This window comes from Microbacterium gallinarum, assembly GCF_014837165.1.
GTDB lineage: Bacteria > Actinomycetota > Actinomycetes > Actinomycetales > Microbacteriaceae > Microbacterium > Microbacterium gallinarum.
Map to the genome: position 1 here is coordinate 477,061 of NZ_JACSPM010000001.1, position 23,353 is coordinate 500,413.

Annotated in this window: 19 protein-coding genes and 3 tRNA genes; 3 read left to right on the plus strand and 19 right to left on the minus strand. The window is 69.3% G+C overall.

The window, feature by feature from the left end:
* Positions 1–80: 80 nt before the first annotated feature.
* From H9622_RS02230 to H9622_RS02250, 5 genes are all read right to left on the minus strand, one after another.
* Positions 81–1,973 (minus strand): heavy metal translocating P-type ATPase, encoded by a 1,893-nt coding sequence (locus H9622_RS02230; RefSeq protein ID WP_191763830.1) that lies wholly within the window; start codon positions 1,971–1,973, stop codon positions 81–83.
* 52 nt (positions 1,974–2,025) lie between these two features.
* Entirely contained in the window at positions 2,026–2,430 is a 405-nt protein-coding gene (locus H9622_RS02235; RefSeq protein WP_225221527.1) for a TM2 domain-containing protein, read from the minus strand.
* A gap of 294 nt (positions 2,431–2,724) precedes the next feature.
* Positions 2,725–2,832, minus strand: coding sequence for a hypothetical protein (locus H9622_RS16055; RefSeq protein ID WP_318247001.1), 108 nt, complete (start codon positions 2,830–2,832; stop codon positions 2,725–2,727).
* 6 nt (positions 2,833–2,838) lie between these two features.
* The gene (locus H9622_RS02245; RefSeq protein ID WP_318247002.1) at positions 2,839–4,494 is read right to left on the minus strand and encodes an amidohydrolase; all 1,656 of its coding nucleotides are present in this window, start codon (positions 4,492–4,494) and stop codon (positions 2,839–2,841) included.
* Positions 4,491–5,921 carry a purine-cytosine permease family protein gene (locus H9622_RS02250; RefSeq protein ID WP_191763832.1) on the minus strand — a complete coding sequence of 477 codons (1,431 nt, stop codon included), beginning with the start codon at positions 5,919–5,921 and terminating at the stop codon, positions 4,491–4,493. Before H9622_RS02250 ends, H9622_RS02245 begins: the two co-directional genes overlap by 4 nt.
* A gap of 99 nt (positions 5,922–6,020) precedes the next feature.
* Between H9622_RS02250 and H9622_RS02255 the strand changes: the two genes are divergently transcribed.
* Positions 6,021–6,713: a TetR/AcrR family transcriptional regulator gene (locus H9622_RS02255; RefSeq protein WP_191763834.1), complete on the plus strand. Its 693-nt coding sequence runs from the start codon at positions 6,021–6,023 to the stop codon at positions 6,711–6,713.
* Between the two features lie 124 nt (positions 6,714–6,837).
* The gene (locus H9622_RS02260; protein WP_191763837.1) at positions 6,838–8,037 is read left to right on the plus strand and encodes a saccharopine dehydrogenase family protein; all 1,200 of its coding nucleotides are present in this window, start codon (positions 6,838–6,840) and stop codon (positions 8,035–8,037) included.
* Positions 8,038–8,082: 45 nt separating this feature from the next.
* Here H9622_RS02260 and H9622_RS02265 read toward each other — a convergent pair.
* The 5 genes from H9622_RS02265 to H9622_RS02285 form a co-directional block, all read right to left on the minus strand.
* Positions 8,083–8,156: transfer RNA gene (locus tag H9622_RS02265), tRNA-Met, on the minus strand.
* 23 nt (positions 8,157–8,179) lie between these two features.
* Positions 8,180–8,251 (minus strand) — tRNA-Thr (locus H9622_RS02270).
* A gap of 65 nt (positions 8,252–8,316) precedes the next feature.
* Positions 8,317–9,855 carry a M23 family metallopeptidase gene (locus H9622_RS02275; RefSeq protein ID WP_225221528.1) on the minus strand — a complete coding sequence of 513 codons (1,539 nt, stop codon included), beginning with the start codon at positions 9,853–9,855 and terminating at the stop codon, positions 8,317–8,319.
* Positions 9,856–10,130: 275 nt separating this feature from the next.
* A complete protein-coding gene (locus H9622_RS02280; protein WP_191763839.1) occupies positions 10,131–10,937 on the minus strand; it encodes an inositol monophosphatase family protein in 807 nt (268 codons plus the stop codon).
* Positions 10,934–11,566 (minus strand): hypothetical protein, encoded by a 633-nt coding sequence (locus H9622_RS02285; RefSeq protein ID WP_191763841.1) that lies wholly within the window; start codon positions 11,564–11,566, stop codon positions 10,934–10,936. The genes H9622_RS02280 and H9622_RS02285 overlap by 4 nt, the downstream gene beginning before the upstream one ends.
* Positions 11,567–11,807: 241 nt before the next feature.
* Between H9622_RS02285 and H9622_RS02290 the strand changes: the two genes are divergently transcribed.
* Positions 11,808–13,391, plus strand: a complete 1,584-nt coding sequence (locus H9622_RS02290) for a phytoene desaturase family protein (RefSeq protein ID WP_191763843.1) — start codon at positions 11,808–11,810, stop codon at positions 13,389–13,391.
* 57 nt (positions 13,392–13,448) lie between these two features.
* Here H9622_RS02290 and H9622_RS02295 read toward each other — a convergent pair whose 3' ends face one another.
* The 9 genes from H9622_RS02295 to H9622_RS02335 form a co-directional block, all read right to left on the minus strand.
* Positions 13,449–14,414, minus strand: coding sequence for a hypothetical protein (locus H9622_RS02295; protein ID WP_191763845.1), 966 nt, complete (start codon positions 14,412–14,414; stop codon positions 13,449–13,451).
* 110 nt (positions 14,415–14,524) lie between these two features.
* Positions 14,525–14,609 (minus strand) — tRNA-Tyr (locus tag H9622_RS02300).
* Between the two features lie 98 nt (positions 14,610–14,707).
* Positions 14,708–15,628 carry a PfkB family carbohydrate kinase gene (locus tag H9622_RS02305; protein WP_191763847.1) on the minus strand — a complete coding sequence of 307 codons (921 nt, stop codon included), beginning with the start codon at positions 15,626–15,628 and terminating at the stop codon, positions 14,708–14,710.
* Positions 15,625–16,125 (minus strand): FBP domain-containing protein, encoded by a 501-nt coding sequence (locus H9622_RS02310; protein ID WP_191763849.1) that lies wholly within the window; start codon positions 16,123–16,125, stop codon positions 15,625–15,627. The genes H9622_RS02305 and H9622_RS02310 overlap by 4 nt, the downstream gene beginning before the upstream one ends.
* 54 nt (positions 16,126–16,179) lie before the next feature.
* Entirely contained in the window at positions 16,180–17,088 is a 909-nt protein-coding gene (locus H9622_RS02315) for a bile acid:sodium symporter family protein (protein ID WP_191763851.1), read from the minus strand.
* A 33-nt stretch (positions 17,089–17,121) separates the two neighbouring features.
* Positions 17,122–19,107: an alpha-amylase family glycosyl hydrolase gene (locus H9622_RS02320; RefSeq protein ID WP_191763853.1), complete on the minus strand. Its 1,986-nt coding sequence runs from the start codon at positions 19,105–19,107 to the stop codon at positions 17,122–17,124.
* A 120-nt stretch (positions 19,108–19,227) separates the two neighbouring features.
* Complete coding sequence (locus tag H9622_RS02325; protein WP_191765552.1) at positions 19,228–20,148, minus strand: sugar ABC transporter permease; 921 nt, start codon at positions 20,146–20,148, stop codon at positions 19,228–19,230.
* Between the two features lie 47 nt (positions 20,149–20,195).
* A complete protein-coding gene (locus H9622_RS02330) occupies positions 20,196–21,791 on the minus strand; it encodes an ABC transporter permease subunit (protein WP_191763855.1) in 1,596 nt (531 codons plus the stop codon).
* A 96-nt stretch (positions 21,792–21,887) separates the two neighbouring features.
* Complete coding sequence (locus H9622_RS02335) at positions 21,888–23,132, minus strand: sugar ABC transporter substrate-binding protein (RefSeq protein ID WP_191763857.1); 1,245 nt, start codon at positions 23,130–23,132, stop codon at positions 21,888–21,890.
* Between the last annotated feature and the right edge of the window lie 221 nt (positions 23,133–23,353).

The following is a 23,353-nucleotide window of genomic DNA, read 5'->3' on the forward strand; positions in this document are numbered from 1 at the left end:
TGGAGCCCACAGAAAGACGCATCCTGGCGTCGCCAGATAGTACCGCGCGCGATGCGCGACGACGAGATCGCCGCTGCGGCTCACCGCGGCACGGCGTCGTGCTTCCGGCTCGCCGTTGTGCGTTCACCGAACCCGGCGGGCGGCCCTCCGAGCGCTCGCAGCGCGTACAGGATCGTCGCGAGATCGACGAGCTCCTGCGTCAGCGCTCCTGCCACCGCCGGGATGACGCCGGTCATCGCCACGAGCATCAGCCCGACGCTCAGCCCGATGCCGATCCAGATCGCGGTGAGCGCGACGCGCAGCGTATGGCGGCCGATCGCGACCGCATCGACGATCCTCTCCAGGGAATCCACCAGGATCACCACGTCGGCGGCGTCTCCTGCCGCGGTCGCGCCCTTGGCGCCCATGGCGACCCCGACGTCGGATGCCGCAAGGACGGGCGCGTCGTTGACCCCGTCGCCGACCATCATCACCGGGCGGGGTGCCATTCCACGCGCCAACTCCACCTTCGCGCCGGGAAGGATCTCGGCGTGCACCTCCTCGATGCCCACGTCGCGGGCGATCGAGGTCGCGGTCGGCAGGGCGTCACCCGTGAGCATCGCGATCCGCTCGACACCGTTGTCGCCGAGCCACGTCACCACGTCGGCGGACTCGGGTCTCGGATCGTCGGCGAGCACGAGGGTGCCGGCGAAGCGACCGTCGATGGCGACGTACGCGGCGGCCTCCCCGGGGCCGAGCGCCGCCCGTGTCGTGTCGGGTGCGAGGGCGGCGACGTACGCCGGCTTGCCGACCACGACCCGGCGCCCGCCGAAGGTCGCCTCGACACCGTTGGTGGCGACTTCGCTCGCGTCGTCCGTCGTCAGCAGCGTGAGGCCCCGCGTCACGGCGGCTCGGCGGATGCCGGCGGCGAGCACATGAGAGGAGTACTGCTCAGCGGATGCTGCGAACTGCAGCACCTCGTCGGCCGTGAAGCCCCCCGCCGGGCGGACCGCGACGAGGTCGGGGCGTCCCTCGGTGAGCGTGCCCGTCTTGTCGAACGCGACCGAGCGCACGCGCGCGAGCTGTTCGATGACCGCACCGCTCTTCATGATCACGCCCGTCTTCGCGGCGCGCGAGAGTCCGCCGAGGAACGCCACCGGCGCCGCGATCAGGAGCGGACACGGCGTCGCGAGTACGAGCACTTCGGCGAATCGGGTGGGGTCCCCCGACAGCGCCCACGCCGTGCCCGCCAGCACGAGGGACACGGCGGTGAACGGGATCGCGAATCGGTCGGCCAGCCGGACGACGGGCGCCCGCGAGTCCTGTGCTTCCTGGACGAGTGCGACGATCTGCTGGTACTGGCTGTCCGCGCTCAGGCGCGTGGCTCGGATGCGCACCGCGCGCTGCCCGTTGATCGATCCCGACAGCACCTCGCTTCCGGCTTCGCGGGTCACCGGCATGCTCTCGCCGGTGAGGGAGGACTCGTCGAACGAGCCTGTGGCGGTGATCAGGACGCCGTCGACGGGAACGATCTCGGACGGACGCACGAGGAGGACGTCGCCGATGGCGACCTCCTCCACGGCCCGATCCTCCACCGCCTCACGCTCCCCCGCGTCCGGTTGGATGACGTGAGCCGTGCGCGGCGACCGGTCCAGCAGCGCGGTCAGATCGCGCCGGGCGCGCCGACCCGCGAACTCTTCGAGTGCTTCGCCGCCCGACAGCATCAGCACGACGATCAGTGACGCGAGATACTCGCCGACGGCGAGCGTGGCGATCATCGCCACGACGGCGAGGATGTCGAGACCGATGTGCCCCCGAAGGACGTCGCGCACCATGCCGACGATCGTCCACGCGATGAAGAGACCGACGTATGCGGTCGCAAGCCACCTCGCCGCGGTGACCGCACCCGAGAACTGCAGCCCCAGGACGACGGCGAGGATCACGACCGACACCGTGATCACCGGGTACCGCCGAACGGTGCGCAGCAGCTTCACATGCCCAGCATTCCGGCTCCCCTGCTCGATCGCCAAGCGCGAGGCCGTGCGATCACTGCAGCTGCCACCACGGCATCATCGGCCAGACGTCGGGGATGTAGGCCATCACCCGCGAGATCGCCGCCGTGAAGAGCCAGAGCCCGAACCCTGCGGCGGTGATGATCCAGGCGATCATCTTGTGCTCCTGGAAGTCGGGAAGCAGGCGACCCTCCTTGTCACGCTGCACACCGGCCAGCGTCAGGATCAGGTCGATGAGCCACCATACGCCGAACCCGCCGACGGTCAGCAGCTTGAGGATCCCGGTCCCGATCTTGCCGAGGTAGAAGCGGTCGACGCCGAGGAACCCGAGCAGCCAGGCGAACATCCACGTGGCGATGAACGACCTGTCCGACATCGCGGTCTGCGGCGGAACACCCATGCCTGCCGGTACCTGGGGCGGGGCTGCGTTGGTGGACATGTCATCCTCCTTCATCCCTCACACTGCGCCAGGGCAGCTCGCCCACAGGGGTCGAAGGTCCCGCGCGCACGACGGCCGAAGGCGAGGGCTCCCGTCTCGGAGACGGACTGTTCGCCACGCGTCATCCTTGTTGCGGGTTGCGGATAGGGCACCGACGATCGGGCTCGCGCAGCGCTATCGTCGCTGCAGTGGTGCGGATTCCGGCGAGGGAATCCGCACCCTTCTCAGTTCACGAGTTGATCTGCTCGATGACGTCATCCGCGGATTCCTCGCACTCCTTGCGCGGGCGAGCTGTCAGCGCGTGATCGCGTCCTGCAAGCCCCGGATGTAGCCGATCGCGAAGAGCCGCCCGAGGGTGCCGTAGCCGGGCATGTCGTTGGGCTCGCCGGCCATCGTGGGCACGTGATCCTATCCGTCGCCTCCCGCGCGCGAGCCGTCGGCAGAGTACCGCGGTCGCCCGGCGACGATCGTCTCCATGACACGCGTCGTCAGCAGCGAACCCTCGCCGGCCCGGAACGGATCGGTGTCGAGCACGACGATGTCGGCGGCGAATCCCGGCGCGATGCGACCGCGCCACTCCCCGTCACCCACCGATGCCGCGGCATCCCGCGTCGCATGCCCCAGCGCCCGATCGAGGGGCAGCGCGTGCTGTGGCTGCACCGCCCCGACGGACGGGTCGAGGGCCGAAGCGCGCGTGCTTGCGACGTACATGTTCGCCAGGGCGTCGTAGGGCGCGGTCGGCGCATCGGTCGAGAAGGCCAGCAGCGCACCTGCGTCCTCGTACTCCTTCCACGCGAAAGCCCGATCGACGCGGTCGTCTCCGAGCATCGCCACCCAGTTCGCGAAGATCGCCGGATCGGAGTGCACCGGCTGCATCGACGCCGTCACGCCCAGCCGGGCCATCCGCTCCGCCGTGCCGGGCGCCGCGTACTCGAGGTGCTCGATGCGGTGTCGACGGGGTCGCTCGCCATTCCGGGCGATCGCGTTCTCGACCGCGTCGAGCGCGATCCGGCTCGCGTGGTCGCCGATCGCGTGCATGGCCACCTGCAGTCCGGCGGCGTCGGCGGCAGCCACGACGGGATCGAGCTGCGCCGGCGGCCAGATGGGGTCGGCGTTCGAGCCGTCGGCATACGGATGCCGCATCGCAGCGGTGCACGCATCGATGACGCCGTCGAGGATGAGCTTGATCCCGACCACGCGCAGCCACGGGGTCGACGGGCTGTCGGCGAGCTCGGCGGCACGCGCGACCTGCGCGAGGTTCGCCGCGTCGTCGCCGGTGTTCTCGATCAGCCAGTGGGCCGCGACGCGCAGGGGCAGCTCGCCGCCGCGACGATCCTGCGCCCGCTGGAAGGCGGCGAGGCCGTACTCGTCGAACGCCATGTCTACCGCGCCGGTCACCCCGGCGGCGAGGTAGGCGTCGAGCACGCGCTCCACGTCCGCGTCGCGATCGGCATCGGTCGTCGTGGCGTCGCGATGGGCCCACGCGTACTGCGTGGCGGCGGTCTCGAGGAGCAGGCCCGTAGGCTCGCCGTCGGCGTCGCGGATGATCTCGCCACCGAGCGGGTCGGGGGTGTCGCGCGTGATCCCCAGCACAGCGAGCGCGGCCGTGTTCACCCAGCAGGAGTGGTAGTCGTTCGCGTCGAGGAAGACGGGCACGTCGGCGACCGCGGCATCGATCATCGCGGCGGTCGGTCTCCCGCCGGGGATGGCGTCGAAAAGCCATCCGCGGCCACGGAGATCTTTCGCCTCAGGAACGGCCGTGCGCGCCTCGCGCAGCAGCCGCTGGATTTCGTCGAGGGTGCGGGCGTCGGTGAGCGGCACCTGTCCCAGCGAGGCTCCCGTCATGAGCAGGTGCGTGTGGCTGTCGGTGAACCCCGGTAGCACGAGACGCCCGCCGAGGTCGATCGTCTGCCGGGCCGCGGGCGCCTCGGCCTGAGGTCCGACCCAGCCGATCGTCTCGCCGTCGATGGTGAACGCCTCGGCGAAAGCCGCTGCTTCGCCGCCCGTGAAGACACGGCCGTTCGTGTAGAGGATGCCGGCGGGCCCGGTCTCGCGCGCAGTCACGGACGGCCCGCCTTCGCCAGGCCTGAGCGGTGGAGCAGCGCGTACAGGCCGGCCGACACGATCATCCCCGCGGGCACCGACAGGTCGACGTAACCCGTCGCATCGGCGACGGGGCCTGCCCAGACGCTCGTGGCGAGGCACATCGCCGTGACCAGCCCACCGACGAGCAGGGCGGCGATGCCCGGGACGCTCCAGCCCCCTGAGTACCAGAACCGCGCACCGCGGTCGGTGTCGAAGAGCTCGACCCCGTCGTACGCGTACCGCCGCATGAGCGCGTCGACGGTGTACACGGCCATCGCGGGCCCGGAGACGACGACGAGGAACTGCAGCATGAGGTTGGCGGCGTCGACGAGGTTGGACGAGAGCACCAGGTAGATCGTGAGCGCGGTGCCCACGATGCCCACGATGACCGTGGCGGGGATGCGCCGCAGGCGCAGGCCTATCGCCTGCAGAGCCATGCTGGAGGTGTACGCGGTCATGCCGTTGAGGGCGATCGTGTTGATGACCACCCCGATCACGAGGATCGGTCCAAGCCAGGCGGGGAGCAGATCGAGCAGGGCGACATCGAGGCCGGCATCGATCGACTCCGGGGCGAGCGCGGTCGCGAGCAGGGCGCCGATGATCGTGAAGACGACGAACGGAACCCCGCCTCCCAGCGCCGTCGCCGTAGCGATGTGCGAGGGCTTCACCGACCGCGGCAGGTAACGCGCGATGTCGGGACTGTTGATGAACGATAGAGGCGTCGAGGCGAGGATCGTGAATCCGATCGACATCGCCGACCACAGTGCCACGCCCTCGAGCGGCTCGGCGGGCGCATACTGCCAGTTCACCGAGGGGAGGATGAACGCAGCCGCGAGCAGGAAGATGACGAACACCGCCGCCGAGAGGAAGGGGAACAGTCGCAGGATCAAGCCGTGGCCGAACACGGCGACCACGACCGTGATCGCCGAGACGACGAGGGTCACGCCGATCGGCACCCACACCGGATCGGTCAGGCCCCACCGGCGCAGCAGGTCCGCCCCGAGGAACGACGAGGCCAGCCACGTCAGCGAGAGGAACACCGCGCCGATGAACCACCCGACGAAGACGACGAACAGCCGGTTGCCGATCACGCCGTACATCGCGCGCGTGATCACCGAACCCGAAGTGCCCGCTGCCGGACCGCTCGCGGCGATCACGCCGGGGAAGATCCAGAGCAGCGCCGCCGCGAGCACGACGACGACCGCCTGCCAGATCTCCAGGCCGAGCAGGATGAGCGTCGCGCCGATCGTGAGGCTGAGGATGCTGACGTTCGGCGCCGCCCACACCAGGAAGAGGTCACGCGCGCGGCCGTGGCGCTCCTCGTCGCCGATGAGCTCGATGCCGCGGGTCTCGGGGTGCGAAGCGGAATCGGCCGTCCTGTCGCCGGGAGCCTGGGTCTCGATCATGATGTTCCTCTCGTCCGGGCTTCATCGCCCGGAGGTTCCGGAGCCTATTGGTCGGGCGGCCAATAGACTATTGGTCACACATTCAATAACATGAGGGTCATGACGTCAAGCACTGTGTCGTCCCGATCTCGCAAGCGGCCCGAGGAGCGTCGCGCTGAGATCCTGGCCGCCGCAGCGGACATCGCACTCGAAGAGGGGCTCGAGCGCATCACGCTGCGGGCCGTCGCCGACCGTCTCGGCGTGCGACCGGGCCTGATCACCCACTACTTCCCCGCCGCCGACGAACTGGTGCTCGAGGCGTTCGAGCGCGCGGCCGTCGGAGAGCGCGGCCGGTTCTTCCCGGCAGACGGCACACCGGTGGAGCGGCTCGCGCACTTCATCGACCACGTCGAGAGCGGGGCATCCCTCGCCCTGGCCCGCCTGTGGCTCAACGCACGCCATCTCTCCCGCTTCAGCCCCGCACTCGACACGCTCCTCCAGGAGCAGGACGCGCTCGACCAGACGCAGCTCATCGCGCTGATCCGCGACGGGATCACCAGTGGGGACTTCGTCGATGTGGATGCCGAGGCCGCCAGCATCCGGATCTTCATCGCCGTCGACGGCGGCGGGTCCTACGTCAACACCACCGCCGTCATCGACCACCCGGCGCACGTGCATTTCGCGCGTGACGTCGCGGAATGGACCCTCGGTCTCGATTCCGGCACGCTGGAGCGCGCGCAGGAGATCGCGCAGCTACGTGGTAGGCAGCCCCGAAATGGCCCAGGACCCGGCAGTCGTACCTCGCCTGCGTGAAGTCCTGGGCGAAGTCGCGCCGCGCTCGTAGCGAATCTCTGCTCGAGATCAGCCGGAGAGTTGCGCTGCGCACGACGAGCGCAGGGTGGTGTCGGCGTCCAGCGCCCACGTACGCTCGCGAGGTATGAGCCAGAACGACCGCGACCACCACATCGTCCTCCTTGGTGCGACAGGGTTCGTCGGGCGATTCACCGCGCGGCATCTCGCACAGTCGGCGCCCGCGGGCGCGCGGATCGCGATTGCCGGTCGGTCTTCCACGCGGCTCCAGGAGGTGAATCGCGATCTCGGCGTTGATTGGCCGACCATTCAGGTCGACACGGCCGACACCGACGCCGTCGCCCGTCTCGCGGCATCGACGTCGGTCGTCGCGACGACTGTCGGTCCGTATCTGCGCTACGGCACGGAGGTCGCCTCCGCGTGCGCCCGGGCGGGAACGTCATACGCCGATCTGTCGGGCGAGAGCATCTTCGTCGCCCGCAGCATCGAGCGCAATCACGACGTCGCCGAGAGCAGCGGTGCGAAGATCGTCCACTCCTGCGGCTTCGACTCGATCCCCTCCGACCTCGGCCTCGGTCTCGCGCACGAGACCGCGGGAGGAGTGCCGATCGTCGCCGCGACCCTGCGAGTGAGGTCTCTGCGCGGCGGCATCAGCGGTGGAACGATCGACTCCCTCCGCCAGCAGATGAAAGAGGTGAAGACGGATGCCTCCATCCGTCGCCTCGTCGGCGACCCGTACGCCCTCACGCCGGGGCCGTCCGTCCGGCTTCCCGGGCGTCGCGGGAGTGGCTGGGGCAAGGAGCGGAATGTGTGGCAGGCGCCATTCGTCATGGGGGCCTATAACCAACAGATCGTTCAGCGCAGCAACTACCTGACGGGCTGGAGCTACGGTCAGCTCATGCGGTACCGCGAGGTGATCGCCACCGGCCGCGGGTTCGCCGGATTCGCTCGCGCGTGCGCGATCAGTGGAGGGACCGCCGCCTTGGTCGCCGGCCTGGCCCTTCCTCCGACCAGGGCCGTCCTGGACCGTGTTCTCCCGGCCCCGGGTGCTGGACCGAGTTCGGATGCAATCGAGCGGGGTCGCTTCGTTCTCGACGTCGACGCCTATCCGGTGGAGGGTCAGCCGGTTCGCACACGCGTCGCTGCGCCGTTCGATCCCGGCTACGGGGGCACCGGCGTGATGCTCGGCGAGTCGGCACTGAGCCTCGCGTTCGACCACCTGCCCGAGCGCGGCGGGGTGCTGACACCGATGGTCGCGATGGGGCAGTCCTTGGCCGAGCGTCTTCGCGCACAGGGGTTCACGCTGAATGTGGACGCCCTGCACTGACGTCACACACGACAAAACCCCCGGAAATCCGGGGGTTCTAATCTGTAGCAGGAGCGGGGCTTGAACCCGCGACCTCACGATTATGAGTCGTGCGCTCTCACCAACTGAGCTACCCTGCCGCGTCACATCTCACGATGTTCCGAGCCCCGAGTCAGGATTGAACTGACGACCCCTTCCTTACCATGGAAGTGCTCTGCCACTGAGCTATCGGGGCGTGCTGCCCGCGTGCGGGCAACTAGAAGAGGATACCAGAGCAACGGCACCACTCTTGAATCGAGGTCAGCCTCCGGTGTGCTCCCGCAGCCAGGGCAGCGGGTCGATCGCGGTCTTGCCGTTGAGGAGGAGTTCGAAGTGCGTGTGGGCGCCGTAGGAGCGGCCCGTGTTGCCCGTGCGACCGAGCACCGTGCCGACCGTGACGTGCTGGCCCTGCGACACCTGGATCGAGCCGTACTCCATGTGCGCGTAATGGCTCGAGATCAGTTGCCCGTCGATCACGTGGTCGATGATCACGTGCACGCCGTACGCACCGCCGGCCTCTGAGGCCACGCGAACGGTGCCGTCGGCGATCGCCTGGATCGGAGCACCCGCGCCGGGCGTGAAGTCGATGCCCTCGTGCATGCGGCCGGAGCGCATGCCGAAGCCGTACGACATGGTGACGCCGACGGCGAAGGGCCACTGGATCGCGGCGTTCGGGTCGTTGACGAAGAGGTTGGAGAAGTTGCGGATGCCCGCCTCGGACGCGAGCTCGGCGACGGTCGTGGTGCCGTAGTTCTCGGTGCGGTCGAGCGTGTCGGCCGCGATACCGGCCGGGGCGACGTACGCCTGGATCTCGTCGGCGTCGACCTCGGTGACGGTGGTCGCGCCGGGGGCGAGGATCGACATCGACGCCTCGGCACCGCCGGCGGCGGCAACGGCTTCGGCGGGGGTGGTCATGCCGACGGTCATCAGACCGACGATGCCCATCACACCCACCGAGAACGATGCTGCGGTCAGGCGCCTGAAGGACGCACCGCGGTTCACGCGCGCCTTGCGCGGAGCGGTGTGTGCGGCCTGGACGGGCTCGGTCTCTGCGGCGGGCTCGGCCTCTTCGACCGTCTCGGCCTGCTCGACCTGGACGGGCAGCTCACCGGTGAACGAGAACAGACGGGCGGCGGCTTCGAACTCATCGGAAGCGGATGCCGCAACCCGCGGCTCGTCCGCCGGCTCAGCGACCGCCTCGGCGGCGATCGTCGGTTCGGCGACCAGGGTCTCGTCGGGAACGACTTCGAGCACGGCGACCTCTTCGGTCACCGGCGTGACGGTCGGCTCGAGCAGCTGGAACGGCTCGGCGGGTGCAAGGACCGTTTCGAGCAGCGGTGCCGGAGCCTCCGTCGAGGGGAGGTCCGCGTGGAAGACGGGCGCGGGACGCTCAGCCTCGGCCGGGGCGGCGAGCGCGATCGGCGGCACGACGACGGCGGGCTGCTCGCCCGTGCGCGGAGCGCGGCGAGCGCGACGGCTCATCGGCGCGGGCGGCGCGACGACCGACTGCGGTGCGGCGTCGACAGGCACCGCGGCTGCGATCGGGTCGGCGATGTGGATGGGCGCTGCCGGAAGCTCGATCGCGGAGGGCGAGGGGGCCGGGGCGACGGGAGCGGCAGGCAGATCGGTGAGGGGCTGCACGTGTGCGAGGCCCTCGGCCTCGGCCGCGATCACCGGAGCGTCGGTCGACGCCGACGGCGCGGCATCCTTCTGCTTCTCCTCGACCGGACGACCCCACACGACGGCCGGACGCTCGGAAGCCGGACCGGCGGCCCGGCGACGGAGCTCCGCACGCGACATCCCGAGGGTCTCCGAGGTCGCCTGAACAGGCGTCGTGGAGGTGCGGCTGGAACGGCGCGTAGGCGCAGGCTCAGCCATCGGGGCGTCAAAAGGCAAGCGGGGGGCTCTCGGGTCGTGTCGCTCGGGGGGCAACGGTACGGTCTTCGGGCAAGTGATGACTTCCACCGTTCGGGCGGCGAAAGTAACGATCGCATAAACACTACATGGGGCGACCTGGGAATGCCATGAGCACTGTGGACAACTCGCGGCGTTTCGTACGGATCCTTTCGAAACACTCAGGTTTCGTCGGCGAGCGCTGCGTCCACCAGCCGCTCGAAGATCACCGGAGTCGCCGCCACGATCAGGTGCCGCGACCGCTCCGAGTCGTCCCGGACGAACGCGAACGATCCGCCCGCCTCCGTGACCAGCAGCGATCCCGCGGCGTGATCCCACGGGGCGAGGCCCCGCTCGAAGTAGCCGTCCAGCCGCCCGGACGCGACCCACGCGAAGTCGAGCGATGCGGCGCCTCCGCGGCGGATGTCGCGGGCCATCGGCATCACGCGGCCGACGCGGGCGAGGTCGCCGGCGTGCGTCGTCGGGTCGTAGCCGAAGCCTGTCGCCAGCAGCGCACCTGCGGCCGACACGTCCGCGTTCACTGTCAGCGGCTGGTCGCCGAGCCAGGCGCCCTCCCCGCGCGCGGCGCGGAACATCTCGCCCGACGCCGGGGCGTAGACGGCTCCAGCGACGGTCTCCCACTCCCCCGGCGTCGGTTCCCCGATGACGGCCGCGATGCTGACGCCGTAGGCCGGGATGCCGTATGCGTAGTTGACGGTGCCGTCGATCGGGTCGACGACCCAGGTCACGTCGCTCTGGCCGCGCTCAGCGCCGGTCTCTTCGCCGAGGAAGCCGTCGTCGGTCCGGGCGTCCGCGAGGCGGGCCCGGATGAGCCGCTCCACCTCGCGGTCCGCTTCGGTGACGATGTCGGCGAGCGCCGTCTTCGTCGCGGCGATGGCGACCCCCTCCGTGCGACGCACCCGCGCCAGCTCACCGGCTTCGCGAGCGATGTCGACGGCCAGGGACTCGAGTTCCTTCGCGAGCGTCATCCCCTCACGCTATCGGGCGTCGCGGGGCGGCGGGCCCGAGCGCTGCCTCGCCCCGCGAGCGCTGGGGGACGCGGAATCCGCTCCCCCGCTCTTACCAGACGCCGTGCCCGCACGCCTTGCCGTGCCTGCCTGTGCTGGTCAGGTCGACCGGCCACGAAGACGTCGATCTCAGGCGGCGGCGGGTTCTCGACCGTCCACGAGCCGAGGTCGGCGATCGCCGTGAAGCTGTGGGGGCCGTCGACGCGGTAGATGCCTGCGATGTCGTCGGCCGTGCCGCCGGGCACGCCTTCGCCGACCAATGTCACCAGCACGTAGGCGGTCTCGCCGATGAAAGCCACGTCGATCGCGCCGCCGAGCGGCAGGATCGCCGGCGGCAGGCACGTCGCAAAGGGCGTCTTGGCACCCGTCCGTGGGTCGATGCGCGTGACCTGACCGATCATCCCCTCGGTGACGTAGAGGGCGCCGTCCGGTCCGATGGTGCTGCCGCTGGCACCCTGCAGTCCGGAAGCGAGAAGCGAAGCGACGGGCTTCCCGCCGGGCTTCCCACCCTCACCCGCCACCGCCGGTCCGCCCGTCGCGAAGCCGAGCAGCGACGCCACGGCCAGCGCCGTGACCACGGCACCCGTCACGATCCTTCTCCTGATACCCATGAGAGCCCTCCTGGCCTCGCGCGACCGCGCTGATCTCCCCGCGCTTCGACCGTCCTCCGGCCGCACGCGGCGGTCAACGCGTGGGCGAGCAATTGAGGGTCCGCGCTCGGAAAATGAGGGGGTGGGGGTGTTCGTCTGAGGGTCGCCGGGATGCGGCATCCGCTCGTCGTCCTGGGGACAGACGCGGTGTGCGCACCGCGCTCCCGGCTAGCGTGGAGGGATGGTCATCGACGCCCGCGCACACACCCACGACGTCGTCATCGTCGGCGGAGGCCACAACGGCCTCGTCGCCGCCGCCTACCTCTCTCGCGCAGGCCACTCGGTCGTCGTGCTCGAGCGTCTCGACCACGTCGGCGGCGCCGCCGTCTCGGAGCGCCCGTGGGCCGGCGTCGACGCCCGGCTGTCGCGCTACTCGTACCTCGTCAGCCTCTTGCCGCAGCGCATCATCGACGACCTCGGCCTCGAGATCGCCCTCAAGCGGCGTCGGTACTCCTCCTATACGCCGGACCCCGCCGATGCGTCGCGCGGCATTCTGATCGATACAGCGGATGCCGCGGCCACCGCTGCCTCGTTCGCCCGCGTCACCGGCGATACGAGCGAGGCCGAGCGCTTCGCCGGGTTCTACGAGCGACTCGCGCCGGTCGCGGAGCGGCTGTTCCCGACCGTGACCGACCCTCTCCCCCGTGCGGGGGCGGTGCGGGAGCTGATGGGCGACGTGTGGACAGACTTCGTCGAGCGCCCGCTCGGCGAGGTGCTGCGCTCCTCGTTCGACACCGACATCACCCGCGGCATCGTCCTCACCGACGGACTCATCGGCACGTTCGCGAACGCCGACGATGAGAGCCTCCGCCAGAACCGGTGCTTCCTGTACCACGTGATCGGCGGCGGAACGGGCGACTGGGACGTGCCGGTCGGCGGTATGGGCCGGGTCAGCGGCGAGCTCGAGCGCGCCGCCCGTGAAGCCGGAGCCGAACTGCGCACCGGCGCCGGTGTGGCCTCGATCACCCCCGATGGCGACGTCGAGGTCGTCTACGACGGCCGGCGCAGAGAGGTGCTGCGCGGGCGTGTCGTGCTGAGCGGCGTCGGCCCGGCGGTGCTCGACCGGCTGCTCGGCGGCTCCGGGTCGACGGCCGAAAGCCCCGAGGGGGCCCAGGTCAAGGTCAACATGCTGCTGCGACGCCTCCCCCGGCTGCGCGACACGTCGGTCGATCCCGAAGCCGCCTTCGCCGGCACATTCCACATCAACGAGACGATGACCCAGCTCGACGACGCCCATCGCACGGCGGCCGGTGGCGGCATCCCGCGCCCGCTTCCGGCCGAGATCTACTGCCACTCGCTCACCGATCCGTCGATCCTCGGTCCCGAGCTTCAGGCCTCGGGCGCCCAGACCCTGACCCTGTTCGGCCTGCAGGTGCCGCACCGGCTGGTGGCAGGACAGGATCGGGATGCTGCGCGCGCCGCGCTGCTCGCCGCGGCGCAGGCGTCGCTCGACTCGGTGCTGGCCGAGCCGATCGCCGACGTCGTGTTCGAGGCTCCCGACGGCACGCCGTGCATCGAGGCGCGGACGACGGCCGACCTCGAGGACTCGCTCGGCATGACCGCCGGCGACATCTTCCACGGCCCGCTGTCGTGGCCGTGGGCGACGGACGACGAGCCGCTCGACACTCCAGCGCAGCGCTGGGGAGTGGCGACCGCGCACGACCGCATTCTGCTGTGCGGGTCGGGCGCACGGCGAGGAGGCGCGGTCAGTGGGATCGGCGGGCACAACGCCGCCATGGCCGCGGCGGAACTGCTTCGCGGTTGACGCGGAGCGAACGCGCGGCGCGGAACCGACGCGCGGCGCGGCGCCCTGCTCGTTCCGCTACGGCCGCGGCGGAAGGGGCGGCGGGGGCGGATAGCCCTCGTAGCCGGGGTGCGGCGCGGTCGCGGCCTTGTCGAGCGCGGAAGCGTTCGGCTGGGGACCGTCTCCCTGCGGCGGTGCCTGTGGGGCGCCGAACACATGCGCGCCCGGGCTCGGGTAGCCCGTGTAGTAGGCGTTCCAGTCCGGCGAGCCGTCGGGCAGCATCGGCAGCGGCGTGACACCGTCGACGTAGTTCGGCCACGGCAGCAGCTCCTGCTGCGCGCCGGGCGCCGGGGCGGGAGCGGCGGCCGGCATCGCGCCGTACGCCGGGTATGCGGCTGCGCGGGGCTTCTTCGGTGCGAACAGCACGTTCACCAGCGGGATGAGCGCAGTGCCGACGGCGGCCAGGATCGCGACGGCGACCACGATGCGCCAGTAGATGTCGGGGAACCGGAGGTACTCGTCGAACATCAGCGGCACGATCAGCAGCACGACGAGCGCGGCCACGAGCACGATCGTGATCACCGCGACCGTGCGGGTGAACGGAGTGTCGTAGCGCTGCAGCGCCTTCGTGTAGAGCCTCACGTGCAACAGGGCGAGCTGCAGGATGAGCACGATGAAGAGGAACTGGACGAAGCGGGTGAAGCCGTCCCACGAATAGCGCTCCGGCATCCAGATGAGCACGGCACCGATCAGGAGCGTGAGGATCCAGGTGCCCATGCTCGCGAGGGCGAACCAGGCCGGGCGACGCGGCGCGAGGTGCGCGTCGAGGATCGTGACGCCCGCGAAGGCGACGAGCAGCAGGATCGTGAGGAACGCCTTGCCGATGATGTCGCTCTGGTCGCCGACAAGCACCCACACGACACAGACGATCGCGGATGCGATGAGCGCGCCGATGGCAACCCAGATCGCTGCGCGAAGCAGGGATGACACGGGCGCGTCAGCCGCCTGCGGGTGAACCGGGGCGTGGGGATCGGGCACGGTCATGACGGTCCTCTCTGTCGCGGGCACGGCGTCCGCACGATCATCCTGGCATGCCGCCGATCCGCCACAACGGAAGAAGCCCCCATGAAGGGGGCTTCTTCCGCTTGCAGTGGTGGTGGCGAGTGAGGGATTCGAACCCCCGAATGCTGAGCAGTCTGATTTACAGTCAGATCCCTTTGGCCGCTTGGGTAACTCGCCAGACGCACCCGTCCAACTTTCACAGCCGACCGGAGGCGCGATTACACATCTTACGCTGTCTCACGCAGTGCTCGAAATCCACGTGGCGCGAGCCGCGGTCAGGTGCCGATCCGGTCCAGATCCAGCGCCTCGAGAGCCGCCGGCGTGCGCAGGAGCGCGCCCTCGAAACGGCAGGTCGCGGCCGCGGCATCCATCGCACTCTTCAGCGTCTCCGCCCACTCGTCTTCGGTCCCGGGCTCGCGGTCGACCACCGACTCGATCGCCGCCGCGAACGCCGCGTCGCCGGCGCCCATCGTGTCGACGATCTTCCCCGGCAGCGCCGTGATCGGCGCGGTGACGACCACCTCACCCGCCTCGAGCGTGGCGCCCGCCGCTCCCTCGGTTGCGAGAACCGCCGCCACGCCGAGGTAGACCAGCCGCTCGCGCAGCCAGTCGAGCGGTTCGCCGTAGAGCAGAGCCGCGTCGTCCTCGCCGACCTTGACCAGCGTCGCACCGGCCACGAGCGCCTCGAAGCCGCGGACGAACGCATTCTCGTCTCGCATCATGCCGGTGCGCGGATTCGGGTCGATCGCGACCGGCACACCCGCGCTCTTGATCGCGTCGGCGAGTTCCGCGGCCTGCTCGGCGTCGTCGAACGCGAAGCAGCTGACGACCACGATGGGGGCGTCCGCGATCACGCGCTGCGCATCCTCACCGAATCGGATGCGGCGCCGCTGGGACGCCTCGTTGAAGTCGTACTCCGGCTCACCGGCACCCGTGCGCACGCTCACCGCGCGGGCGGTGCCGAGCGGCGACACCGTGGCGACGAGCTCCACGCCGTAGTCCGCCAGATAGGACCGGATGTGGGCGCCGGGCTCGTCGTCGCCCACCATCGCGATCAACGTGGCCGGCACGCCGAGCCGGGAGAGGCCGACCGCGACGTTCAGCGCAGCACCTCCGACGAACTCGCGCACGCCGTTGTCGTCGCGCAGCTCGTCGATGAGCGCATCGCCCACCACGACCACCCGCCCGGCGGTCATCGCCGGCTTCCGGCGGTCTCGAGCACGCGCTCGACGAAGGCTTCAGCACGACGGCGCGTGCCGTCGATCCTCAGGTCGACGCTGGCGCGCACCTCGTTGGGGGCGAGCGGCAGGGCGAGGCGCACGTTCTCGTGGCACGACAAGTCGGTGCAGATGTAGGTGCCGACGCTGTCACCGGCGTGTCCGGCCTCCCCCGCCTTGCGCGCTGTGAAGAGCGCGACCTGGTCGGCGGGCTGCATCGTGTGGCAGAGGTTGCACATCGCCGAGCGTGCACTCGACGTGCCGTCGGCGGCGCGCAGCACGATGCCGCGGGGTTCGCCCTCTACCTCGGCGATCACGTAGCCGCGACCGCGCGTGCGCGGATCGCGCCACGCGAAGAAGTCGAGGTGATCCCAGTCGGTGAGCAGGAAGTCGGTCGGCAGGGCGACCAGGCGGAGCTCTTCGGGTGAGGCGTTCGCGAACGCGGAACGCACGTCGTCTTCGGTCAGTGGGCGCATGGCACCTCCTCGCGCCCCCAGTCTACGAATGACGGATGCCTCCGCCACCCCGGGTCAGGAGCGCGCGGCGGCCTCGGCCTCGTCGTCTTCAGCCGCGATCTCGTCGTCGGACGTACCGCTGCGCTCGCGGATGAGGAAGCCGAACCCGAAGGCGATGAAGAACATCAGCACGCCGTAGACGGCGGCGGGAAGACTGAGCTCGACCGAGCCCAGCACCGTCTGCGCGATGACGATCGCGAGAGTGGCGTTGTGGATGCCGATCTCGAACGACGCTGCGATGGCCTGGCGCTTGCCCACCTTGAGCAGACGCGGAACGAGGTAGCCCACCGACAGGCTGATCAGGCAGAAGACGATCGTGATGACCGACAGGCGCGCGAAGTTCTCGACGAGGAGGGTCCAGTTCGAGGCGACCGCACCCGCGATGACGACGACGAGGATGATGATCGACGCGATGCGCACGGGCTTGTCCATCGCCTTCGCGAACGCCGGCCAGAGGCGCCGCACGACCATGCCGATCGCGACCGGCACGAGCACGATCGCGAACACCTCGAGCACCTTCGACCACTGCATGCCGAGCTGGCTGTCGAACGGGTCGAAGTAGATGATCGCGAAGTTCGTGATGAGAGGCAGGGTCACGACCGAGATCACCGAGTTGACCGCCGTCAGTGAGATGTTCAGGGCCACGTCCCCGCGGAACAGGTGACTGTAGAGGTTCGCGGTGGTGCCGCCGGGCGAGGCCGCGAGCATCATCATGCCGACGGCGAGCACCGGAGGCAGCTGGAACGCGAGGACGAGACCGAAGCAGATCGCGGGCAGGAGCACCAGCTGGCAGAGCAGCGCGACGATCACCGCCTTCGGCTGCTTCAGGACGCGGGCGAAGTCGCCGAGGGTGAGGCTCAGGCCGAGCCCGAACATGATGATTCCGAGGGCCACGGGCAGGCCGATGGTGGTCAACGCTGACATGGCACTCAGTGTGCCCGATGCCGCGACGCCGTGTCACGCCCCTGTGGAATCGGCGCCCTTCACGATCTCGGCGGGTGTCTGCTCGTCGGCGTCGACCACGCCGCGCGAGACCTCGGCCGTCTCCTCCGTCGGGGCGGGCGCCGGCGCAACCACCCCGGGAAGGAGCCAGACCGCGAACGCCGGACCTTCGGCCGAGAGCACCACCGCTCCGTCATCCGACACCGCCAGGGTCGCGTCGCCGAACACCGGCTCGCCGGACGCCGCACCAGGGAGGGTGCCGGCCGGGATCGCGGCATCCGCATCTCCTCGCGTCGCGAGGACGAGCACACTCTCGCTCTCGGATTCGCGGACGAAGACGACCGCCTCGTCATCGACGTGCACCCAGCGGAACCCGCCGTCCTGCAGCGCGGGATGGCTGCGGCGCAGCGCGATGAGATCGCGGTAGAGCGCGAGTCGCTCGGCGACCTCGGGCTGGCCCTCGGTGCCCCACGGCATCGGGGTGCGGCTGGCCTCACCGTCGGCTCCGAGCAGCCCGAACTCGTCGCCTGCGAACACGACGGGAAGCCCCGGCATCGTGAGCGACAGGCCGACGGCGACCGGGATCGCACCGGGCGCCGCGTTCGTCGCGAACCGGGCGGTGTCGTGCGTGTCGAGGGGCTGCATGTTGCCGAGGCGCACGCGCCACGGGATGCCTGCTGTGAAGCGGGTGACGGCCTCGGTGAACTCGCGCGCCGTGTACCGCGGGATGCCGCCGATCGGCTGGCCGAAGAACCACGACTCGGTCACTTCGCCGCCATCCGCGTCGAGGTAGGGCGCCCCGGTCGGTTCGCTGAGCCACCCCCACAGCGGCCGCGTGAACGACGGGTACGTCATCGCGCCGTGCCAGCCGTCGCCCTGCAGGTCGCTAACGGCGTCGTTGGTGGACTCGCCGAGCAGGATCGTGTCGGGATCGACCTGGAGCATCGTCTCGCGCAGCAGCTGCCGCACCTCGGCGTTCAGGTCGACGGCGCCGAGGCGGCCGGTCATGTTCGCCACATCGATGCGCCACCCATCGGCGTTGTACGGCGGCTTCAGCCACTTCGCGACGACCGAGTCCTCGCCCGAGACGAACCGGCGGCGCAGCTCCTCCGACGACCAGTCGAACTTCGGCAGACTCGCGTAGCCGAGCCACGAGACGTATGCGGTGTTGCCCTCGTCGGTGAAGTAGTAGAAGTCCTCCTCGGGGGCTCCCGGGTTGCCGAGCGGGGCCCGGAACCACTCGTGACTGTCGCCGGAATGGTTGCTCGTGAGGTCGCCGATGACCCGGATGCCGCGGGCATGCGCCTCCTCGACGAGCCGGATGTACGCCTCTTCCCCGCCGAGCAGCGGGTCGATGCGATCGAAGCTGGCGGCGTCGTAGCGGTGGTTCGACTCCGCCGGGAACACCGGGGTGAGGTAGAGCAGGTTCACGCCCAGCGAGACCAGGTGGTCGAGCTTCTCGATGATCCCGGGAAGGTCGCCGCCGTAGAACTGCTGCGAGCGCGCCGGCATCACGGCGTCGACCGGGTCACTCCACGCCGCCGGGATCGCCCACTCAGGCGTCGGGTGCTCGTCGGCCGCCGCGGAGCGCGCGAACCGGTCGGGGAAGACCTGGTACATCACCGACTCGTTCATCCAGGCGGGCGGTGCCGGGTAGGCCACGAGCGCGAAGTCCTCGGAGTCGAGGGTCTCGATGCGATGCAGGCCGGTCTGATTGAGCCATTCGACGCGGCCGTCGGCGTGCTGCAGCATCCACCGATATCCGTGTCGCGGGTTGCGCACCGTCACCGGCGCATCCCACCACTCCCACGCGTCGGCGACACCGACGCGCACGGCGTCGGTCCACTCGGGCTCGTGGTCGGGGTTCGAGCGCGTGCGCACGGCCGCGAGCGGTCCGTACCCGGCGGGCACGCGCAAGCGCACTGTGACGACCTCGCCGAGCGCCGGCGCGAGGTTCGACACGTGCAGCGACGAGCCGTCGTGGTGGGGAGCAGGAGTCATGGCATGCCTTTCGATCGGTCGGCAGCGCGCGCCGCCGGGTGCGACGTGGTTGCACGGCCGGAAGCCATGACAGAGCCCTTGAGTTGTGTGATCCAGGATGCCGCGCCCCGCGGCATCCGTCTACTTGACGCTGCCCGCGGTGAGGCCGCCTGCGATGTACTTCTGCGAGACCAGGAAGAAGACCATCACCGGGAGCGCGGCGAGCACGGCGCCGGCCGCGAAGATGCCCCAGTTCTGCGACATGAAGCCCGACACGAGCTGGAAGAGGCCGATCGCAACGGTCTGCTGGTTCGGGTCGGTGAGGATGACGCTCGCAATCGCGAACTCGCCGATGATGCCGATGAAGGTCAGCAGCCCGATCACGATGAGGATCGGCATCACGAGGGGCAGCATGATCGTGAAGAAGACGCGGGCGTGCCCGGCGCCGTCGATCTTCGCGGCCTCGTCGATCGCCGTCGGCACGGTGTTGAAGAACCCGTACATGAGGAAGGTGTTCACCCCGAGCGCGCCGCCGAGGTAGATCATGATGAGGCCTGCGTGGGTGCCGAGGCCGATCGCAGGGAACACATCGCCGATCTGGATCATCAGCAGGAAGATCGCCGTGATCGCGAGCAGCTGCGGGAACATCTGCAGCACGAGCAGCGTCGCGAGTCCGAATCTGCGTCCCTTGAAGCGCATGCGCGAGAACGCGTAGGCGCCGAGCGCGCACAGAAGGACCGTGAACACGCTCGTGATGACCGCGATGATCAGCGAGTTCACGTACCAGCGGCCGTACGGGATGTCGGGGCTGTTGAACAGCCGCACATAGTTGGAGATGTCGATCGTGCGGAACAGCTGGTTGGATCCGGTCAGCGTGCCGATCGGGTTGAGTGACACCGACAGGATGTACAGGAGCGGGAAGAGCGCGAACACGATCGCGATCCACGCGATCACGTGCCGCCATCCGGTGTCGGTGAACCATGCGCCGAACGAACGGCGCCGGTCGGTCTTGGTGCGACGCAGGGTCTTCTCGCCGAAGGCGGTGACGCCGCCGGCGCCCATCGTCTCGATGCGCTCGAATTCGCGCACGTTCTGGCCGAGATCGGACATCAGTTCAGGTCCTCCAGTGCCTTGGTCTGCCGGAAGCTGATCACAGCGACGATCGTGACGATGATGAAGATCAGGATCGACAGCGCCGACGCGAGGCCGAGATCGCGGCCGCCGCCACCGCCGAACGCCACCTTGTAGACCATCGTGATCATGATGTCCGTCGCGCCGATGTCGAGCGTCGTGTCGGTGAACCGCGGATTGCCCCGGGTGAGCATGTAGATCACGCCGAAGTTGTTGAAGTTGTAGGCGAACGTCGCGATGAGCAGCGGGGCGACTGCCACGAAGAGCAGCGGCATCTTCACCGAGCGGAAGATCCGCCATGCGCCGGCGCCGTCCATCTTGGCCGCCTCGACGATGTCGTCGGGCAGCGACTGCAGTGCGCCCGTGCACACAAGGAACATGTACGCGTAACCGAGCCACATGTTCACGAAGATGACGCTGAATCTCGCGAGCCACGGATCACCGAGCCACGGGATCTGCGCGCCGCCGAGCAGCACTTCGTTGATGAAGCCGAACTCCGTGTTGAGCATGCCCGCCCAGACGAGACCCGTCAGGTACGCGGGGAACGCGTAAGGGAGGATCACCAGCACGCGGTAGACCTTCTTGCCGCGCAGCGTCGGGTGGTTGAGAACGATCGCGAGGAACAGGCCCAGGGCGAAGCAGACCAGTGTCGACAACGCGGCGAACGCGAAGGTCCAGATGGTCACACGCAGGAGCGGGTCGCGGATCTGGTCGTTGGTGAAGGCGAACGCGAAGTTGTCCCAGCCGATCACCACGCGCCATCCGGGCGTCAGCGTCTCGCCGCTCTCGGCGCGGAAGTTTCCCTCGCCGTCGTCGGAGTAGACCTGTCCGGTCTCGGTGTTGGTGAAGGTGTCGGCAGCCTCGTCGTACTCGAGGCTCGAGGTGAAGACGAAGGCCTTGCGCCCGTCGGAGGTGCGGAGGGTGCCGTCGTTGAGGTCGTCGCTCACCGGGACGTTGAGCGCGAGCACCTCGTCCTGGAGGCGGATGATCTGGTTGAGGTTGAGCTGCTCCCAGCCGTCGGGTGCGCTCGATGCGTCCTGGAGGGGCTGCTCGTTCGTGCCGAACGCGGTGCCGCCGCCCGGCTCGGCCACGAGGAGTCCGAACTGGTCGGCCTGCTTGTAGACCTCGACGGTGTACTCGGGCGAGTCGGGCACACGCTCCTGCGAGGTGCGGATGATCTGCTCGATCGCATCCTGCTTGGTGCTGTTGTGCTGGTCGCCGGCGTTGGTGAACGCGATGAAGCCTGTGTAGATGATCACGAAGATCTGGAAGACGGCGAGGAACGCGAGGCCGGGCGCCAGGTACTTCCCCGGCAGCAGGCCGGGACGCAGGTAGAGGTAGTTGACGCCTGCGACGACAAGGAGGAGCACGCCGGCGGCGATCCAGTCGCCCTTCGCGACCAGCACCCAGACGCCGAAGACAGCGAGCGCGTCGATGACCGCGAGGAGGACGACCTTCACAAGGAGGGCGACGAGACCCCCCGTCGTGAGCCGCCGAGCGGGCTTGTGGAACGGGTCATCGCCCCAGGCGCTCGGTGCCGCGGTCTTCTTCGCGGCGGTCTTGACATCGACCATGGAGGGACGCTCCTTCATCGCAGGGTCGTGAGGTTCAGAGTAGAAGAGAAGGCGGGTGGAGCCGCGAAAGGCCCCACCCGCCTGTCACTGCGGCTTTCAGCCGATCTTGGACTGGATGTTCGTCGCAGCGGTCTCCCAGACCTGCGCGGGCTCACCCTCGCCCTTGATGAGCTGGAGCTCTGCGTTGCCCCAGTCCGACCACACGGCGCCCATCTCGGGGATCGCGGGCATCGGAGCACCGGTCTGGCCGATCTTGCCGAAGGCCTCGACATCGGGGTCGGAGGCTGCGGCGCTCTCGTAGGCCGAGATCAGTGCCGGCGGGCGACCGCCGACCTCGAACAGGCTCAGCTGAGCGTCCTCGGTGCTGAGGTAGTTGACGATGAAGTCGGTCGCGGCGAGCGAATTCTCCGACTTGCTCGACAGGAAGAAGCCGTTGACGCCGACGAACGGGCGGGCCTCCTCGCCACCGGCGCTGGGGAGCGGGTCGATGGCGTAGTTGATTCCGGCCTCGGAGATCGCGGGGATGTTCCACGGACCCGTGAGGTAGTACGGCGACTTGCCGGCGACGAAGAACTCGCGCGCCTTGTCACCGTCGATGTTGGCGTTGAGGATGCCCTCGGCGCCCCACTGCTTCAGAGCGGTGGCGAACTCGACACCGGCGGCGTCGCCGAGCACCAGCTGCGACGGGTCGTACGAGCCGTCGGCGCTCTGCGCGAACACCTGCGAGCCGAACGAGGTCTGCAGCGGGTAGAGGTGGTACGGGTCACCCTGCTCGGGCGAGAGGCCGACGAGGAAGGGGTACTCGGTGCCGGCGGCCTTGCCGTTGGCGATGACCTCGTCGAACGTCTCGACGGGCTCCGACACGAGGTCGGCGTTGCGGACGAGCGCGACGTTCTCGATCGAGTACGGGACGCCGTAGACCTTGCCGTCGTACGTCATGGCCTGGACGGCCGCCTCGGCGAAGCCATCGGCGACGTCACCGAGCTCGAGCGGCGCCACGACGCCGGCCGACACGTAGGCGCCGAGCTTGTCGTGGGGGCTGACGATGACGTCGGGACCCTTGCCGGTGGGGACCTGGCTGATGAAGTCCTGGTCGACCGTGGCGAAGTCCTTGGTGACGAGCTTGACCTCGACGCCGGTCTCTTCAGTGAAGGATGCCGCGACGTCCTCGAGCGCCGGCTTGCGCTCGATGTCGACCCAGACGGTGATGGGGGTCGTGTCCGCGTTCTCGTCGTTGCTGCCGCTGTCGTCTCCGCCGCCGCTTGCGCAGCCGGAGAGCACGAGCGCGCCGCCCGCGATGAACGCACTGATCGCGAGCGCGCTCTTCTTGTTCACCTTCATCGGTGTGTGCCTCTCTTAAGTGCTGTTGGGGTTAGACCGGCCCGGGCCGGCGCCAAGCACCGTCGAAGGCCGTTCTTCTGCTCGCAGAAGATGCAAGCGCTTACATTGTTATCATCTTCGGCCCGAAACGCAACCCGCGATTGGGATGATCGATACGCGTTCGTGACTTGCGGGATAACGCGGATCATCCGCGAAACCCCCTCATCTGCAAGCGCTTCCAA

What these genes read in the sequence shown, in the direction of transcription:
- H9622_RS02235 (WP_225221527.1), bottom strand. Translation starts at nt 2,430, where the DNA reads ATGTCCACCAACGCAGCCCCGCCCCAGGTACCGGCAGGCATGGGTGTT.
- H9622_RS02250 (WP_191763832.1), bottom strand. Translation starts at nt 5,921, where the DNA reads ATGATCGAGACCCAGGCTCCCGGCGACAGGACGGCCGATTCCGCTTCG.
- H9622_RS02255 (WP_191763834.1), top strand. Translation starts at nt 6,021, where the DNA reads ATGACGTCAAGCACTGTGTCGTCCCGATCTCGCAAGCGGCCCGAGGAG.
- H9622_RS02260 (WP_191763837.1), top strand. Translation starts at nt 6,838, where the DNA reads ATGAGCCAGAACGACCGCGACCACCACATCGTCCTCCTTGGTGCGACA.
- H9622_RS02275 (WP_225221528.1), bottom strand. Translation starts at nt 9,855, where the DNA reads ATGTCGCGTGCGGAGCTCCGTCGCCGGGCCGCCGGTCCGGCTTCCGAG.
- H9622_RS02280 (WP_191763839.1), bottom strand. Translation starts at nt 10,937, where the DNA reads ATGACGCTCGCGAAGGAACTCGAGTCCCTGGCCGTCGACATCGCTCGC.
- H9622_RS02290 (WP_191763843.1), top strand. Translation starts at nt 11,808, where the DNA reads ATGGTCATCGACGCCCGCGCACACACCCACGACGTCGTCATCGTCGGC.
- H9622_RS02295 (WP_191763845.1), bottom strand. Translation starts at nt 14,414, where the DNA reads ATGACCGTGCCCGATCCCCACGCCCCGGTTCACCCGCAGGCGGCTGAC.
- H9622_RS02305 (WP_191763847.1), bottom strand. Translation starts at nt 15,628, where the DNA reads ATGACCGCCGGGCGGGTGGTCGTGGTGGGCGATGCGCTCATCGACGAG.
- H9622_RS02310 (WP_191763849.1), bottom strand. Translation starts at nt 16,125, where the DNA reads ATGCGCCCACTGACCGAAGACGACGTGCGTTCCGCGTTCGCGAACGCC.
- H9622_RS02315 (WP_191763851.1), bottom strand. Translation starts at nt 17,088, where the DNA reads ATGTCAGCGTTGACCACCATCGGCCTGCCCGTGGCCCTCGGAATCATC.
- H9622_RS02320 (WP_191763853.1), bottom strand. Translation starts at nt 19,107, where the DNA reads ATGACTCCTGCTCCCCACCACGACGGCTCGTCGCTGCACGTGTCGAAC.
- H9622_RS02325 (WP_191765552.1), bottom strand. Translation starts at nt 20,148, where the DNA reads ATGGGCGCCGGCGGCGTCACCGCCTTCGGCGAGAAGACCCTGCGTCGC.
- H9622_RS02330 (WP_191763855.1), bottom strand. Translation starts at nt 21,791, where the DNA reads ATGGTCGATGTCAAGACCGCCGCGAAGAAGACCGCGGCACCGAGCGCC.
- H9622_RS02335 (WP_191763857.1), bottom strand. Translation starts at nt 23,132, where the DNA reads ATGAAGGTGAACAAGAAGAGCGCGCTCGCGATCAGTGCGTTCATCGCG.